This is a genomic window from Desulfotomaculum copahuensis (genome assembly GCF_001655685.1).
In the GTDB taxonomy this organism is placed as follows: domain Bacteria; phylum Bacillota; class Desulfotomaculia; order Desulfotomaculales; family Desulfovirgulaceae; genus Desulfotomaculum_G; species Desulfotomaculum_G copahuensis.
Genome location: NZ_LYVF01000018.1, coordinates 1 through 15,311 on the forward strand (window position 1 = coordinate 1; position 15,311 = coordinate 15,311).

The 15,311-nt window shown below is 53.7% G+C and carries 19 protein-coding genes; 11 read left to right on the top strand and 8 right to left on the bottom strand.

Going from position 1 to position 15,311, the window contains the following annotated elements; genetic code table 11:
* A partial coding sequence (locus A6M21_RS02350; RefSeq protein ID WP_282434522.1) for a 4-hydroxyphenylacetate 3-hydroxylase N-terminal domain-containing protein occupies positions 1-541 on the bottom strand: 541 nt, incomplete at its 3' end.
* A gap of 657 nt (positions 542-1,198) precedes the next feature.
* On the opposite strand from A6M21_RS02350, the gene A6M21_RS02355 reads away from it, so the two are divergent.
* Both A6M21_RS02355 and typA read left to right on the top strand, forming a co-directional pair.
* Positions 1,199-2,887: a long-chain-fatty-acid--CoA ligase gene (locus A6M21_RS02355; protein ID WP_066666309.1), complete on the top strand. Its 1,689-nt coding sequence runs from the start codon at positions 1,199-1,201 to the stop codon at positions 2,885-2,887.
* Positions 2,888-3,178: 291 nt separating this feature from the next.
* Complete coding sequence (gene typA / locus A6M21_RS02360; protein ID WP_066666310.1) at positions 3,179-5,005, top strand: translational GTPase TypA; 1,827 nt, start codon at positions 3,179-3,181, stop codon at positions 5,003-5,005.
* 222 nt (positions 5,006-5,227) lie between these two features.
* Here the strand turns inward: typA and A6M21_RS02365 are convergent, their stop codons facing one another.
* Positions 5,228-5,608 carry a hypothetical protein gene (locus A6M21_RS02365; protein WP_066666311.1) on the bottom strand — a complete coding sequence of 127 codons (381 nt, stop codon included), beginning with the start codon at positions 5,606-5,608 and terminating at the stop codon, positions 5,228-5,230.
* Positions 5,609-6,129: 521 nt separating this feature from the next.
* Between A6M21_RS02365 and A6M21_RS02370 the strand changes: the two genes are divergently transcribed.
* Together A6M21_RS02370 and A6M21_RS02375 are read left to right on the top strand one after the other, a co-directional pair.
* Entirely contained in the window at positions 6,130-7,419 is a 1,290-nt protein-coding gene (locus A6M21_RS02370) for a Glu/Leu/Phe/Val family dehydrogenase (RefSeq protein WP_066666323.1), read from the top strand.
* A gap of 133 nt (positions 7,420-7,552) precedes the next feature.
* The gene (locus A6M21_RS02375; RefSeq protein ID WP_151191759.1) at positions 7,553-7,789 is read left to right on the top strand and encodes a hypothetical protein; all 237 of its coding nucleotides are present in this window, start codon (positions 7,553-7,555) and stop codon (positions 7,787-7,789) included.
* 267 nt (positions 7,790-8,056) lie between these two features.
* Here the strand turns inward: A6M21_RS02375 and A6M21_RS02380 are convergent, their stop codons facing one another.
* Positions 8,057-8,266 (bottom strand): CC/Se motif family (seleno)protein, encoded by a 210-nt coding sequence (locus A6M21_RS02380; protein ID WP_151191760.1) that lies wholly within the window; start codon positions 8,264-8,266, stop codon positions 8,057-8,059.
* A 6-nt stretch (positions 8,267-8,272) separates the two neighbouring features.
* On the bottom strand, positions 8,273-8,425 hold the full coding sequence (locus A6M21_RS18595; protein ID WP_161485979.1) for a hypothetical protein: 153 nt from the start codon (positions 8,423-8,425) through the stop codon (positions 8,273-8,275).
* 298 nt (positions 8,426-8,723) lie between these two features.
* Here A6M21_RS18595 and A6M21_RS02385 point away from each other — a divergent pair, with 298 nt between their 5' ends.
* Entirely contained in the window at positions 8,724-9,791 is a 1,068-nt protein-coding gene (locus A6M21_RS02385) for a YifB family Mg chelatase-like AAA ATPase (RefSeq protein WP_066666314.1), read from the top strand.
* On the opposite strand, the gene A6M21_RS02390 is transcribed toward A6M21_RS02385, so the two are convergent.
* The 4 genes from A6M21_RS02390 to A6M21_RS02405 are packed head-to-tail and all read right to left on the bottom strand — an operon-like array spanning position 9,766 to position 12,794.
* Positions 9,766-11,367 (bottom strand): recombinase family protein, encoded by a 1,602-nt coding sequence (locus A6M21_RS02390; RefSeq protein WP_066666315.1) that lies wholly within the window; start codon positions 11,365-11,367, stop codon positions 9,766-9,768. The two genes, A6M21_RS02385 and A6M21_RS02390, sit on opposite strands and share 26 nt — an antisense overlap.
* Entirely contained in the window at positions 11,364-11,963 is a 600-nt protein-coding gene (locus A6M21_RS02395) for a hypothetical protein (RefSeq protein ID WP_066666316.1), read from the bottom strand. Before A6M21_RS02395 ends, A6M21_RS02390 begins: the two co-directional genes overlap by 4 nt.
* Position 11,964: 1 nt before the next feature.
* Complete coding sequence (locus A6M21_RS02400) at positions 11,965-12,411, bottom strand: ImmA/IrrE family metallo-endopeptidase (protein WP_066666317.1); 447 nt, start codon at positions 12,409-12,411, stop codon at positions 11,965-11,967.
* Between the two features lie 2 nt (positions 12,412-12,413).
* Positions 12,414-12,794, bottom strand: coding sequence for a helix-turn-helix domain-containing protein (locus A6M21_RS02405; RefSeq protein ID WP_242868737.1), 381 nt, complete (start codon positions 12,792-12,794; stop codon positions 12,414-12,416).
* 183 nt (positions 12,795-12,977) lie between these two features.
* Here A6M21_RS02405 and A6M21_RS02410 point away from each other — a divergent pair, with 183 nt between their 5' ends.
* From A6M21_RS02410 to A6M21_RS02430, 6 genes are all read left to right on the top strand, one after another.
* Positions 12,978-13,241 (top strand): helix-turn-helix transcriptional regulator, encoded by a 264-nt coding sequence (locus A6M21_RS02410; RefSeq protein WP_066666319.1) that lies wholly within the window; start codon positions 12,978-12,980, stop codon positions 13,239-13,241.
* An 18-nt stretch (positions 13,242-13,259) separates the two neighbouring features.
* Positions 13,260-13,673 carry a hypothetical protein gene (locus tag A6M21_RS02415; protein WP_066666320.1) on the top strand — a complete coding sequence of 138 codons (414 nt, stop codon included), beginning with the start codon at positions 13,260-13,262 and terminating at the stop codon, positions 13,671-13,673.
* Between the two features lie 64 nt (positions 13,674-13,737).
* Positions 13,738-14,280: a helix-turn-helix domain-containing protein gene (locus A6M21_RS02420; protein WP_066666321.1), complete on the top strand. Its 543-nt coding sequence runs from the start codon at positions 13,738-13,740 to the stop codon at positions 14,278-14,280.
* 83 nt (positions 14,281-14,363) lie between these two features.
* Entirely contained in the window at positions 14,364-14,579 is a 216-nt protein-coding gene (locus A6M21_RS18220; protein ID WP_151191761.1) for a hypothetical protein, read from the top strand.
* Positions 14,512-14,949: a DUF6011 domain-containing protein gene (locus A6M21_RS18225; protein WP_427854590.1), complete on the top strand. Its 438-nt coding sequence runs from the start codon at positions 14,512-14,514 to the stop codon at positions 14,947-14,949. Before A6M21_RS18220 ends, A6M21_RS18225 begins: the two co-directional genes overlap by 68 nt.
* An 11-nt stretch (positions 14,950-14,960) precedes the next feature.
* On the top strand, positions 14,961-15,311 hold a 351-nt coding region (locus tag A6M21_RS02430; RefSeq protein ID WP_427854589.1), incomplete at its 3' end, for a DUF7666 domain-containing protein.

Consider the following 15,311-nt stretch of genomic DNA (forward strand, 5'->3'; position numbering starts at 1 on the left):
ACAAATGGGTCCACCCCATTTCTTCCACCACGCGTACATATATGTCCGGATCAGTTTGTTCGGACGGCCGTTTCAGGCGCTCACCCTTCACGTCGGTCTGAGCGCAACTGGCTACCAGGTCTTCGGTCTGAAAGCGTTCCAGCCACTTCAGCCAGTTGTCATGGTATGCGGTTTTGGCCCCCGGGGACTTCTGCGCTTCAAAAGAAACGGCGTTGATCGCATTGGCGGCGTCAATGCCCATGCACCGTTGGATGCACTGCCCGACTTTGTTGCACAGGAACCTTGTCATGTCTTGCTTCTTATGCAGGTCTTCCACGTTTTGGTGAATGTGGTTGAAACGGTTGATGGTTTCGCCGGTGATGTGTGATTTTGCGGTGCAAAGATCCCTGCTGGCGGGATCCCAGGCTGCGTCGAAAGTCAGGCTCATGACGTTGATGGCGCCTTCCTGGCGCTCATCCAGCCTGCCGATCTTCTCACCGTTGGCGAAGAGATTACGGTTCATCTTACCTAATCTCTCAATGTACTGGGCTCTTGTTCTCATGTCCAAATCTCCTTTCGGTTAGAGAACCCGGCCTGCACCGGGGGCATATGAATGGCGGAAAAATTACTAGGCTATGTCTGGATATATAGCAAGTTAAGTACCAGAAATTAATTCGACATTCCGTCCGCCTATTTACATCTTAACTCAGGTTCGTCGCTATCGCCGCTCAATCCAGTGCTTCACGCCCCCGCCGGGTTGACTGAATAGTTACTGTAAAACCACCTTTTTCTTTGGCCGGGGATATCTTGATGCAGCGCTTTTCTCCCCGGCCCTGTTTTTTATCTTGTTTGGGCAAGGGTAACGGTAATGTTAATTATTTGAACGCCAGGTTAAAAAGATGAACGGTACCGGGCAACGAAGGGAAGTCGTTTGTTTTAACGGTATGATCACTGTCAACTATATTAAAACTGTTGCAAATATTTTAATATGTTTGAAAAATGAACACCGGACATAGCCGTGGTTAAATGGGGCTGCCCGAATAGGGCGGAAAGTGCATACGCGGTACCGGCATTTTCGTACTGGTATTTTTTTTGCGATACGCCTTAATTGGTTGAAAAATGTTGCATTTCCCGATATTTTACCCGGCTGCTGAGTGTAGTATTTTTGCCGGTGAATAGAACATCGAATCAATAAAAATATAAAAAGAGGGAGTACACGATGAATACAGCTCATTATAAATTCTGGCCGGCCAGGCTGCCTCATGAACTTTACTACCCCCGGGTGCCCCTGTATGAATTCGTTGAAACATCGGCCAGGCGTTACCCGGACAAGGAAGCCATAATTTATTACGGAACCAGGATAAGCTACCGGGAACTTTGGGATGCCGTGCAATCATTTGCCGCGGTCATGATTGAACTTGGGGTGGGCAGGGGCGACCGGGTGGCGCTGTACCTGCAAAATACCCCCCACTTCTTGATCAGCTTTTTCGGAGTCCTGAGGGCCGGCGGTGTGGTGGTGCCGGTTAATCCCATGCTGACGGAGGAGGAATTGAAATTTATACTGGCGGACAGCGGGGCTGTCGCGGTGGTGACCACTGCTGATATTGGCGGCCGGGTTTTTAATATAAAGAAAGAAACTTCCGTACGGGAAATATTGGTGGGGGATTACTCCGATTATCTGCCGGCGGATCCGGAGCTGCCGCTGCCCTTTCCGGCACAACCCCGCCGTGAACTGCCCGCCGGGGCCGGAGGATGGTTGGATCTGCTGGGGACATCCAAAGGGAGCCGGCCGTCGTTCGATGTGGATAACGGCGATTTGGCCATGCTGCCTTACACTTCCGGCTCCACCGGTATCCCCAAGGGCTGCATGCATAGTCATGCCACCATTATTGCCAATGTAATAAGCTCTGCTGTCTGGCATAATATGGTTTCCAGCAGTACCGTGCTGGCTACACTGCCTTTTTTCCATGTGACCGGTCTGGTGCATAGCGCCCTGGCCCCCATTTATGCGGGGGGAACCATCGTGCTGCTTTCCCGTTGGGAACGTGAAGCGGCTATTAAAGCCATCGAGAAATACCGCTGTACGGTCTGGACCAACATTACCACCATGGTCATAGATTTGCTGAACCATCCGGAAATTACCAATCGTGATTTGAGTTCCCTTCTGATTGTGGGTGGAGGCGGCGCACCTTTGCCGGAAACGGTGGGGAAAAAGCTGTATGAACTGACCGGGCTGAAATTTGTGGAGGGCTACGGCATGACCGAAACCATTTCCCAGACCCATTTCAATCCTCCGGACAGGCCAAAAATGCAGTGTATCGGCATTCCGGATTTTGGTGTGGATGCCAGAATTATAGACATTGATACCAGGAAGGAGCTTTCCACCGGGGAGGAAGGGGAGTTGGTAATTAATGCTCCCGAGGTGATGTTGGGTTACTGGAACCGGCCGGAGGAGACAGAGGAGGCATTTATTGAAATAGAAGGCAAGAGGTTTTTGCGTACCGGCGATATTTGTTATCTGGATGAAGAGGGATATTTTTTCGTTATAGACAGGAGCAAGCGCATGATCAATGCCGCCGGCTTCAAAGTATGGCCCGCGGAGGTGGAAGGGATTCTTTACACCCATCCGGCAGTGGCGGAAGTCTGTGTCGTTGGGGTGCCCGATCCGGTGAGAGTGGAAAATGTCAAGGCTTTCGTGGTGCTGCGCAAAGAATACGAAGGCAAGTTAACCGGGGAGGAATTTATCGCTTGGGCCAAAGAAAAAATGGCTGCCTACAGGTACCCGCGCATCATTGAATTTGTTGCCGCACTGCCCAAAAGCGGCACCGGGAAAGTACAATGGCGGCAACTGCAGCAAATGGAAAGGGAAAGGGTGGTCCGGGAAGGAGCTTACTGGCAGAAAGGATAGCTCTAAATGCCGAAAAATAATTTCGGGGCCGGGCCGTACCTGGGGATTACCCCCGGGAGAACGGGTCCTGCAATATTTTCGATGCCTCCGGATTAGATCCGGGGGCTTTTTAATACCGGCATGTCCTTCGCTGTATGGAGAAATTATAGCTAAGTATAGTGAGGTGACGTTCTCTCCCGTTTGCGGTTTCCGGATTCAGCCGGGGACTTTACTAATTTGGCTGTTGTCCGCAATTGCACTTTACCTTCAAAACTGTTATACTAAAATGGTGTGTCAGAGGAGGGATGAACCGTGAACGGACGGATAAATATACGGAATATCGCCATCATTGCCCACGTGGACCACGGCAAGACGACCCTGGTGGATGCCATGTTGAAACAGAGCGGCATTTTCCGGGAAAACGAGCGGGTAGTCGAACGGGTGATGGATTCAAACGAACTGGAGCGGGAGCGGGGGATCACCATTCTGGCCAAAAACACCTCCGTTAGATATGGCCCGGTGAAAATCAACATCGTGGATACTCCGGGGCATTCGGATTTCGGCAGCGAGGTGGAACGGGTACTGAAGATGGTGGACGGAGTGCTTTTGCTGGTGGACGCCTTTGAAGGCCCCATGCCCCAGACCCGGTTTGTTTTGCGTAAGGCATTGGAATTGAACCTGCAGCCCATTGTGGTAATCAATAAAATTGACCGGCCCGACGCCCGGGTGGCGGAAGTGGTCGATGAAGTGCTGGAACTGTTCATCGATCTGGGCGCGGAGGATGAGCAGATTGATTTTCCGGTGATCTATACCTGTGCACGGACCGGCCAGGCCACCCTGGATATGAATGAACCGGGCCGGGACCTGCGGCCGTTGTTTGAGACCATCGTGACCAATGTGCCGGCGCCGGAGGGGGATGAAAACAGCCCGTTGCAGTTGCTGGTGAACAACACGGAATACGATTCCTACCAGGGGCGGATGGTGGTCGGCCGGGTGCACAGCGGACGCATTTGCGCCGGACAGCCGGTGGCGCTGATCCGTCATGACGGCAGCATTACCCCGGCGGCGGTCGGGCGGTTATACGTCTTTGAAGGCTTGAAACGGACGGAAGTGCCGGCAGCCGGTTGCGGCGAAATTGTCACCTTTGCCGGCCTGGAGGATGTCAATATCGGTGAAACGGTGGCCTGCCGGGAAAATCCGGTGCAGCTGCCGCCCATCGCGGTGGATGAGCCAACTTTAAAGATGACTTTTATGGTCAACGACAGTCCCTTTGCCGGCCGGGAGGGCAAGTACCTGACCTCGCGCCAGCTTCGCGCCCGCCTGTTCAAGGAAATGGAACGGAATGTGGGACTGCGGGTGGAGGAAACGGACCTGCCGGACGTTTTCAATGTCTGCGGACGGGGCGAATTGCACCTTTCGATATTGATTGAAACCATGCGCCGGGAAGGTTATGAGCTGCAGGTATCAAAGCCGGAGGTAATCTACAAGCGGGAAAACGGCCAGCTTTTGGAACCGGTGGAGTTGCTGATGGTGGATATTCCGGAGGATAAGATGGGTCCGGTGATGGAAATGCTCGGGCCGCGCAAGGGCGAAATGTTGAATATGAGCGGCCACGGGGCCGGTCAGATCCGGTTGGAGTTCAAGGTGCCGGCCCGGGGATTGCTCGGCTTCCGCTCCCAGTTGCTCACGGAAACCCGCGGGCATGCCGTCATGCACCACCTGTTCATGGGCTACGAGCCGTACAAGGGGGACATCCAGCGCCGCTTCCAGGGCGTGCTGATCGCCTTTGAATCCGGTGTGGCTTCCACTTACGGGATGCATGCCGCCCAGGAGCGCGGCACACTGTTTATCATACCCGGTATGGATGTCTACGAGGGCATGATTGTGGGCCAGAGCTCCCGGGAGCAGGACATAGAAGTGAATGTCTGCAAGAAAAAACACCTGACCAATATGCGCTCCAGCACGGCGGAAATAGCGTTGCGCCTGGAGGAGCCGCATATCTTGAGTCTGGAAGAGGCCATGGAATTTCTGGATGACGATGAATTGCTGGAAGTAACTCCGCAGAGCCTGCGTTTGCGCAAGAAATTGCTGACCAGGAAGGAAAGGCAGCGGGGGGAAAAGTTCTCCCGTCTGGCTTGATTCATTGCTCCGGTTAATACTCAAGTTTCCACCGGCCGCCGGCCGGGTGAACCTCCTCCGGGAAAAGCCCGTGGGTTTTCAGGGGCGGGGTTCTATAAAACAAACCCCGGATCAATCTGCATTGGATTGATCCGGGGTTTTTTCTTTACTGGCCGGCTTTTTGCTGTTATCTATATTTCTGGTTCTTTGTCAGAATCCTGGAACAATATGCTCTAGAAATTCCTATGCTTGATAAGGTGCCTGCATTCCCTGGTAACCCTGGCCGGCGGGGATAAATTCCGTTCCTCTGATGCCCTGTAACGCGCCGGCCATTTCGTTGATATGCTCCTGAATCCGGCCCAAAACGTATGACGCCATGTTCATACGTTCGTTAATGGCCTGGTTTAAATATTGCGTGGCATCAGCAATTTGAACGGCCATGTTTTTGGCGTTCTGGGCGGAGGTGAGAGCGCCTTGCATGTTTCCATTGTTAATGTTGAAAACAATCTCATCACAGACCTGCACCAGTCCGCCGGCGGTGGCCACCGCCCGGTTGGAAGCACTTATCGCCATTTGTCCGTGACGAACCGCATGTTGGAGAAACGGGTTGACTTCATGATGCATATTTATTGAACCTCCTTTTGGTTTAACACTTAATATTATCAACGCAAACAATATTGTTATTCATTGTAACAATTGCCGCTATTGGGAATAAGCTGTCAAACCGTTTTCTTTGGCCCGGAAAGACCACTTCAAGTGTTCCTTAAATCGAATCGCCTTTAAACAGCAGGAATCCCTGCGGGTGAAAGCAAGGCTCTTGACCTTCCCCGGCGACTGCGTAAATTGAAAGCTCGCCGGAAAAGCCGGACTCTTCATCGCATAGTGAGATCTTCCGTGATCCCATTTTGATATCATGAATACCCGAATGTGCGTAATAATACCGGAAAAAAGGTTTGGAACCGCACCCGGCTTACTGTTTAATGATGCGCTTTAACGGTAAAAAACAGTAAAAGTACGCTTGAAATTGACGTTTGGCGGTAATATGGCAACGGTGGCATGCAAGTTGCTTAAACATTTATTTAAATTAAACGTAATACTGTATACCATGCGTCAGGTTGGCCGGCGGCCTGGCCGGGGAGGGAAAAATTGTGGGCATCAATCCTTTTGAAAACGCGCAGCAGGAAATTAAACGGGCAGTCGGGCATCTGGGGCTGCACCCGGCGGTGTACGAGATTTTAAAGCAGCCCATGAAAGTGTTGACCGTGATCATTCCGGTGGAAATGGATGACGGCACGATCCGGGTTTTCACCGGCTACCGGGCGCAGCACAACGGTGCTTTGGGGCCGGCAAAAGGCGGTGTGCGCTTCCATCCGGGCGTAACCATGGATGAAGTGAAAGCGCTAGCCATGTGGATGACCTTCAAGTGCGCGGTGGTCGGCCTGCCCTATGGGGGAGGCAAAGGGGGCGTGGTTTGCAATCCGCGGGAGCTTTCCCCCGGCGAGTTGGAAAGGCTGAGCCGCGGCTACGTGCGGGCGATTGCCGAGATTGCCGGTCCGGAAAAGGATATTCCGGCGCCGGATGTCTACACCAATCCGCAGATCATGGCCTGGATGATGGATGAATTCAGCCGCTACCGGGGCCATAACGAGTTCGGTTTCATTACCGGCAAGCCGCTGGCGGTGGGCGGCTCGGCCGGACGCAACGAAGCCACGGCCCGGGGCTGTGCCATAGCGATCCGGGAAGCGGCCAAACTGCAGGGTGTTTCCCTGGCCAATGCCGCCGTGGCGGTGCAGGGTTTCGGCAATGCCGGCGGCATTGTGGCCCGCCTGCTGCACGAAATGGGCTGCCGTATTGTAGCCGTTGTTGATTCCAGTGGCGGGGCGTATAATCCCGCCGGGATGGATCCGGTAAAATTGCGCGAGCACAAGACCAGGACCGGTTCAGTAAAGGGTTATCCGGGCAGCAAGCCGGTTTCTTCCGCGGAATTGTTGACCATGGAATGCGACATCCTGGTGCCGGCGGCGCTGGAGAACCAGATCACCGCCAGCGTGGCCGGACAGGTGAAGGCAAAAATCATCGCCGAAGCGGCCAACGGTCCGACCACCCCGGAAGGAGACCGGGTATTGGAGCAAAAGGGTGTCTTTGTCATACCGGACATCCTGGCCAGTGCCGGCGGAGTGACTGTTTCCTATTTTGAATGGGTGCAGAACAACATGGGTTATTACTGGACGGAGCAGGAAGTAAACCGGCGGCTGGAAGAAATCATGGTGCGCGGTTTTCATGAGGTGGCGGCCATGCGTAAGCGCGGCCGGGATGTGGATATGCGGCAGGCCGCCTACATGGTGGCCGTCCAGAAAGTGGCTGAAGCCATGGCTGTGCGCGGTTGGTTGGGTAAGGCCGGCCGGGCGCCGCAAGTCAAGGCGCGGCCGGCCTGAAGGCTGGAAAATAGATGCGCTGTGCCGTCCGGGCCGCCTGGCAAGACCGGTCCGGCATCAAACAAAAAACAGGCACACGCACGCTTGCAGCCGGGAAAAGGGCTGAAAAAATATGATTCAAGGGGGCATAAAAATGTCTTTAAAAGTTTTTGTCCGGGTGATAGAAGCCGGGACGCGAGTTACATTCGACATGTATTTCAACGGGGTGAAGATAAACGGCAACAGCCACCTTTCGGTGCCGGCGGATCAGTTTTCGGACCTGGTCAACCGCCTGGGTGCCGGTGTGGGCACGATGGGCGCGTCCATGATGGGTGAACCGGCCAGGTATATGTTCTTCGGGCAGGAAACCGGTTCCGGTTATGCCGTGTAAGAAGTGTACGGGCGTAATCAGTACCGTTCAAAAGTACCGGAAAACCGGTGCTTTTCTTTTTTGCGGGGCGCTTGACATTCTGCAAAGATGTCTCCGCAGGAACGAAGCGGTATCCATGCCGCAAAAACACGCCAAAAGGCCGTGAACTGGGACGTTCAGGCAGTCGCCAGGCCTGCTTTGTTCACCCGCAATTTAGAAAGCGTACCATGTCTCTCGCGGAATCACGCGGTTTCGGCCTGGAAGAAAGTCAGGAATGGCATTTGCACTTCAAGCTGTGCCGGCGCCGGCAAACAAACCGGAATACCAGCCGTCCATAACCAGGTGCTTGAAAATCAAAAAGCCGGCGAGCCGGATGACCACCGGTTCACGGTAACGGATGCTTTTATGCAGGTAGACTGTTACGCCGGAACTGGTAACCCGGCAAAATTCTTTGGTGTTGTCTGGTGCACCCAACTGGATGCCCGGCTCCAGGTCCACCTGGATTCAGCTGTTGGAAGTGAACGTGTCGATGGTAATGGCCGGGGGATTTACCCGGCAGTGTTTGATGATATAGTCCCTTGCCCCGGCGGTCAGGGTGAGATCAATTTTTTCCGCACATTTTCTTCCGTTGACGGAAACAGGGAGAGATTCAGGCACAGATAACGCCCCCTTAGTTTAATTTAATCGATTTAAGGAAACTGTTTGAAACAATATCACGTCAAAGTTCTTTTCAATACCGGTGCGGCAGTAAACGAATAATACATACCCTGATCCAGTATAACATAACGTTTATTGGCACTGGTAAATAATTTTCGGTTGCCGGCAGGAGACACCTCCTTTTTAGCGAAAAAATGATCAATAATGTCAGAATTTTTCCGGCAAATGCACCGGTTCCGGTGGAGTGGGAATGCGGCCGGTTTGAAAAAGCCGGGACAGGGATAGCGGGAGGAAAAAATTGCTCGCCATAGTAAAAAGTCTTGCCCTGCACGGCCTGGACGGCCGGGTGGTGCAGGTGGAAGTCGATGTCTCCAACGGCTTGCCCGCCTTTGATCTTACTGGACTGCCGGATGCGGCGGTACGGGAGTCCCGCGACCGGGTGCGGGCGGCTGTAAAAAACGCCGGTTTCGACTATCCGGCGCGGCGCATTACCGTTAATCTCGCTCCGGCCGACGTGCGCAAGGAAGGACCGCTTTATGACCTGCCCATCGCCGCGGCTATCCTGGCGGCCACCGGGCAGGTTGAGCCGGCGGCGCTGGACCGTTTTGCCTTGCTGGGGGAGCTTTCTTTGAACGGCGGGTTACGGGCGGTGGCCGGCGTCTTGCCCAGTGTGCTGGCTGCCAGAGCGCACGGGTTAAAAGCGGTGGTGGTGCCGGTTGATAACGCCGCCGAAGCGGCGCTGGTGCAGGGGATGGACGTATATCCGGCGGCCGGTTTGGCGCAACTCGGACGTTTTCTGCGGGGCGAAGAAACAATCACTCCCTTCCGGGTTGATCTTGCCTCGCTGATGTCCGCCGGCCCGGCGGAAGCCCCCGACATGTCCGACGTGCGCGGCCAGGCAACAGCCCGCCGGGCGCTGGAGGTGGCCGCTGCCGGCGGACACAACCTGCTCATGGCTGGTCCGCCGGGATCGGGCAAAACCATGCTCGCCCGCCGGCTGCCGGGCATCATGCCCGACCCGGCGTTTGAAGAAATGCTCGAAATTACCAAGCTTTATAGTCTGGCCGGGCTGCTCAAGACCGGCCGGCCGCTGGTGGTGGAACGGCCTTTCCGGGCACCGCATCACAGCGCTTCGGCAGTGGCCATAGTGGGCGGGGGGCGTTACCCCAGGCCCGGGGAAATCAGTTTGGCCCATCATGGGGTATTATTTCTTGATGAGCTGCCGGAATTCCACCGGGATGTGCTGGAAGCGCTGCGCCAGCCGCTGGAGGACGGGGTGGTGACCATTTCACGGATCAATGCCGCCGCCTGCTTTCCGGCCGCTCTGATTTTGGTGGCCGCTATGAATCCCTGGCGGTTCGTGTAACAACCTTGGAGAAAGTATATCGAGCGGTAACTATTGCCCGGGGACGCCCATTGTCTCCGGGTTTTGTGTCTATGATTATTTCCTTCACCAGTGCTCGGACAATTTCCCGACGCACTTCAAATGGCGGATTGGCCTCCAGTTTTGCCTTCAAGTCGGCCAGCAGCTCCTCGGCAGTATCAAACTGTTGGGCCAGACATTCCTCGGCCTCGATTTGCTTTTCCAGATCCTTGGCCCGCTGGTCCAGAGCAGCCTTCTCCCGGGCAATCTGCTGGAGTTGTTGTTCGACATCCACGCTCCCGATTATCCGCTTCCTGTAGAGGTCGAGGATGCTTTGCTTCTCGACCTCTTTTTCTTTGGCGGCGTTCTTGACCATTTCCAGTTCTGCGGTCAGGGCCGCCTTTTGCGACTTCCTTTCTTCCATGCTGGCGGCCAGTTCTTTGATGGCATCGCCAGGGTTGTTGATGAAATCCACGCAGGACTGCCACACCATGTCCTCGATCCATTCCTGAGGGACGTTCTTTGAGGTACACTTCCCGTCCAGAGGGCCACGGTAAGCCGTTTTGCCGCCGCAGACGTAGTAAGCCTTAGGTTTGCCTCCAGGGCCACCGTATGCCGTGCCGTGGTAGGTCAGACCGCAGACCCCGCACTTGATAAGACCACGTAGCAGGTATTGCCGCTTGGCATTCTTCATCGATTCCAGTTGGTTATCGTGGAGGACCTGCTGGGCCTTTTCCCATGTTTCTTCGGTTACCAGCGCGGGGACTTCCCTAGGTATCAGCTCGCGTTTTTTATTTGTTCGCTTGCCATAGTAATGGATGCCTTTGTAGGTGGTGTTCACCACCATGTTCCGGATTCGCCCTGGCCTCCATATACCTGCGGTGTTGACCTTGCGCTTTCCTCGTTTTATTTGTCGACCGTCCTTAGTGTAAGACGGCGGCACACCCAGGGCATTCAGGTAATCAGCCACTTTGATTGTGGAATAGCCCTGGTCTGCAATAAGGCGGTATATCAGCCGCACCACGTCGGCTTCGCTCATGTCCATGCCAGGGAGCGGGTCCTCGTTAACTTCCAGATATCCTTCTTCGTTGACCCGGTACCCGTACGGCACTATACCTCCCAGCCACTTCCCCGCGCGGGCGGCACGGTTGGCACCGTACCACATGCGCTCCAGGATGGTCTCGCGCTCCAAATCGGCGACGCCGGCCAGGATGGTCAATAAAAAGCGACCATTGGGGTCGCCGGTATCAAAGGGTTCAGTCATGCTGCGGATTTTAACGCCATGCTGCTCCAAATCATAGACGGCATTGAGGATGATACGGGCCGACCTTCCCAGACGATCCAGCCGGTATATTAAGAGCAGCTCAAACCGGCCAGCTTTGGCGTCCTCCAGGAGGCGACGTCCTTCATCCCTCATTTCCAGGGGTATTGTTCCTGTCACACCGTCATCACGATACCACTCCACCACGTCTAGCTCATGAAGGTCACAATATTTCCTGGCAAACTCCAGTTGGTTCTCAATGGTCCCGCGTTCAGCCTGGTCTTCGCTGCTTACGCGGGCATAGACGGCTACCCTCATTTTTTCACCCCCTTGCATTTCAGGTATTCCGATAAAACCTGTTCGATCCATCGTTTGGTCTGATCATATCTTTGCTGCAGTTCCTCGTCGCTCAAATCCTCTTGTTTGGCGTGATATAAATTCCCGGTGCGTCTGCCGCTTCGTGCTTTGTCCAATTTCCTGCAGATCACTTTATAACGATGGTAGTGAACATAAAGAAAATGGACATGGTGAAACCGCCTGCCTGTCCAACGAATAAACTGTTCGAATTCGGGTTCATTCCCGCGCTCATTATCATAAGTGAGACAATAGAACGGACGTTCTTTGAGAATACGGTTATAAATATCGACATAGTCCTCCCAGCTGTCAGTCTTATCCAGGAGCTTCAAGAGAAAGTCGAGCAACTTCATTTCGCATTGCTCATAGACCTCTCTTTTAAATTCAGTCTTCTTGATTTCCAGATAATGAAGCAGCATACCCACCGTATTAAGGGCACGCTCATAGTCCCGTGTGGCCATAACCAGCCATTGAACTGCTGGCCACACATGGTCAGACAATAAGACCTTGAACTTTCGCTCAAAGTCCCCATCCTGGATTAAAGAATCTTTTCCGCCCATATCACATAACCATCGCCTGTAGTTTATCCCGGATATCCGGCAGAGTCATGCGGAAGTCCACCATGACCTCCGTCACATCGAAAAAATCGGCCAGTTCCCAACGTTCGTAAATTCCCTTTCTAAGGGCAAGACGGAGCTTGTCCAGGGGCATCAGGTGCAAGGCCGCCCATCGCATAGCGCGGTATTCTACTCTGCTTATCTCGAGACGGTCCCTATAGTGGAACAGCGTGAGGGGAATGGAATTACCCGTACTGGTGAAATGGTGTCCTAGTTCCTCGGCCAATACGCAGCGGAAATGTGCTCTGCTCTCAAAAAGAGACCTTGCCAGCCCAATAACTGGAGGCAACCCTGGGAAAGACCAATAAACCGCCTCCAAAGGCGGCTGAAAGTCCCAATACTCAACGATGATTCCATGCTCGTCCGCCATTTTCAGCAGCGAGAACGGCATGGTTATTCCCTTCCTTTACCATACTTCCTTAAGATGAATTCCTTAAATTCTTCGAGGGACTTCCTGGCTTCCTCGGGCAGTTCAGACATTGGGTCATCTGTTCTGTGGGCAGCTATGGTCTCCGTTTTGCCTTTGTCATCGGAAATATGGCCTTGCTTATGCTCGGTCCGGCCAAGGAGATAGTCGACGGATACATTAAAAAGATCGGCCATTTTCTGCAGAGTATCCCACTCGGGGAACCTTTTCCCTTGCTCATAATGTGTTATTGCAACACGGGAAAGATTTAATTTTTCCGCAAGCTCCCGCTGAAGAAGTCCTTTTTCCTCTCGGAGCTTCCGGAGGCGTTCTGGAAAACCTTCCATGCTAAAAACGATTTTAAACACCCCTTTCTGACAAAATGCCCTATATGTTAATTATACCCACATAGGTTACTCACAGCAACATGAGGTAACAACGGGGAACTTTTTTATTAAAAATTACATTCATAGGGCTTGACAAGTTACAGCCTGTTACTTATAATTGAGGTAACAGCAGGTTACGAACTGGAACCTCGGGAGGTGGATGCATTGAAAGAGCGCAGTAAACTTGCTGAAATCCGCATTGCCAAAGGCTTACTGCAGAAAGACGTTGCCCAGGCAGCAGGCGTAACACGGGCTTTCTATACACAAGTAGAAAATGGAACGCGGGTACCGTCATTGAAGGCAGCAAAGGCAATGGCAGATATCCTCGGGGTGTCGCTGGATGTTTTTTTTGATGCCCTTGGGGTTACAGAATGGAACTCCAACGCAGAAGATGAGCGAGCGGCCACCACCGAGGCTGTAAACCAGTAGCGTAAAGGAGGTGATCCCATGTTAGCCCAGGAGGCAGCCACTCTTGCCCGTGCAGAAGCCCTTGCCCACATCCGGAAGGCCTCCCTTGTTAGGGAACTGGCCTCCATCACGGCAGGGTCGAAGCGGGACAACTGGCCGGTGAAAATTAAGGTTCGCGCTGGCGAGTATTTCGAGGTCTCCGGTCGTTGTACAAGATTTGACCTCTACCTAACCGAGACCAATGCCGGTTATCTGGTGGCAATCCCCAATCATAATAGGTGCGGTCACGTCCCTGCAGACTGCAATACCTACGACGTCATGCACTATGTTGGGATTGAGAACCAGGTCGATGCCACCACTTTGGCGGCGGCTATTCGATATCTGGTGTCCGCAGGATTAGCGTGCAGTCACCCTTCACCATCAATGCTACCAGAGAAAGAGGGTGATAAATAGCCGGCCGGCTCTACAAATGGGACAGCTCGAAATGCCCTAACTCTACTGGGAGGAGGTGATAGGGATGTCAATCGGGCAGGCTCTACGGGAAGCCAGGGAGCGACGAGGCTTGACGCAGGAAGCTACCGGCCAGGCTGGTTACATCAGCGGGAAAATGGTTTCGGCCATTGAGTGTGGGAGGCGGGCAGTCGGGCCGGACGTGCTGGAGCGGCTAGCCACAAAACTGGATTATCCCAGGCTTTACATGGAAGCAGCAGCCGATGTCACAGGCGGAGTTTATGCCTCACCTTGGTTAGACGGCGACGGAGTGGACCTGCATCGGACGAGTGTCTGGGCCAAGACCTGCGAGGAGCTACAGGAAGCCATTAAGGTTGTGTCGGCGGCCGACGTGGTGAACGCCACGAGCCGGGCCGACGAGGCTCACCGCCAGGCTGTTCACGACAGCATGATCCAGGCCCTCGACGCCAGGGTAGCCATCGACCACTACCTGGCGGTTATGTGCGAGGAATATGGCTTCAGCATTCTGGCGGTTTATCAGGAACATCGTCAGAAATTAGAAAGCCGAGGCTATACCAAGCCCCGGCCAAAAAGAAAGAGCGCCCTGTAAGCGCCCATCCGAAATTATCCTACCCCTATTGTATCACGCCTAACAGGCTGGCACAAGAGGGGAAATGAAAGGAGGCCCGCAGAGTGGCCAGACAACCAAAAGATTTTGAATATCGAGCTGAATATGATCCTGACATGGCCAGAATGGTCAAGGCCCTGCGGGTTCTCCTGGACTTCAATCCAGGAAAGGAGAATGACCATGGAACAGGCTCAAGCAACATCAGACAGGTGCATGAGGTGCAACCGAATTTTAAGCAATCCCCACTCCATAGCCAGGTCCCTCGGGCCGGTGTGTTATAAGAAATCCGGCGGCGGGGTGTTCGATGCCGATTTACAGGCGGATGAAAAAGAGTGGGCCCGCCGGGAAGAGCTGCTAAAAGCCGGCGGGGAGATTGACCTGGGCGTCAATTGGGATTATCCCGATCCCGGAAACATGATCAGAGGATACAGCATGCGTGTTAGCGTGCGTTTTAAAGACGGGGCCTTCGAGGCCTATGGATGTCTGTATAAGCCTGGCAAGGAAGAGGAAGTTGTCTTTGCCAGAGGCCAAGACTTGAAGGTTATTTATCGCGAGGCTATTGCTGCTGGTCCAACTGCTACGGCCCAGGCGTACCAAGCCAGAAAGCAGGCCTTCAGGCAAGCCAAACGAGCAGCCCGCAGGGCGAGTTAGGGGGAGAAAAGATGATTAAAGGCTACAAAGGCTTTGGCAAAGACATGAAATGCAGGGGGTTTCAATTCCAAGTTGGCGGCGAATATGAAGAGTCCGACGCCATCGCCTGTGAAAAAGGATTTCACTTCTGCGAGTTCCCGTTTGATGTATTTAACTACTATCCTCCATCAGATAGCCGCTACGCGGAAGTGGAGGGCGACGGAAAGATATCTAAACACGATGACGATAGTAAAGTGGCCTGCACCAAGTTGCGCGTCGGGGCCGAAATCGGGCTTAGTGGTCTTATTTCCGCGGGTGTGAAGTTTATTCTTGAGAAAGTTGATTGGAGTAACAAAAAGGAATCGAACACCGGGGATTACTCG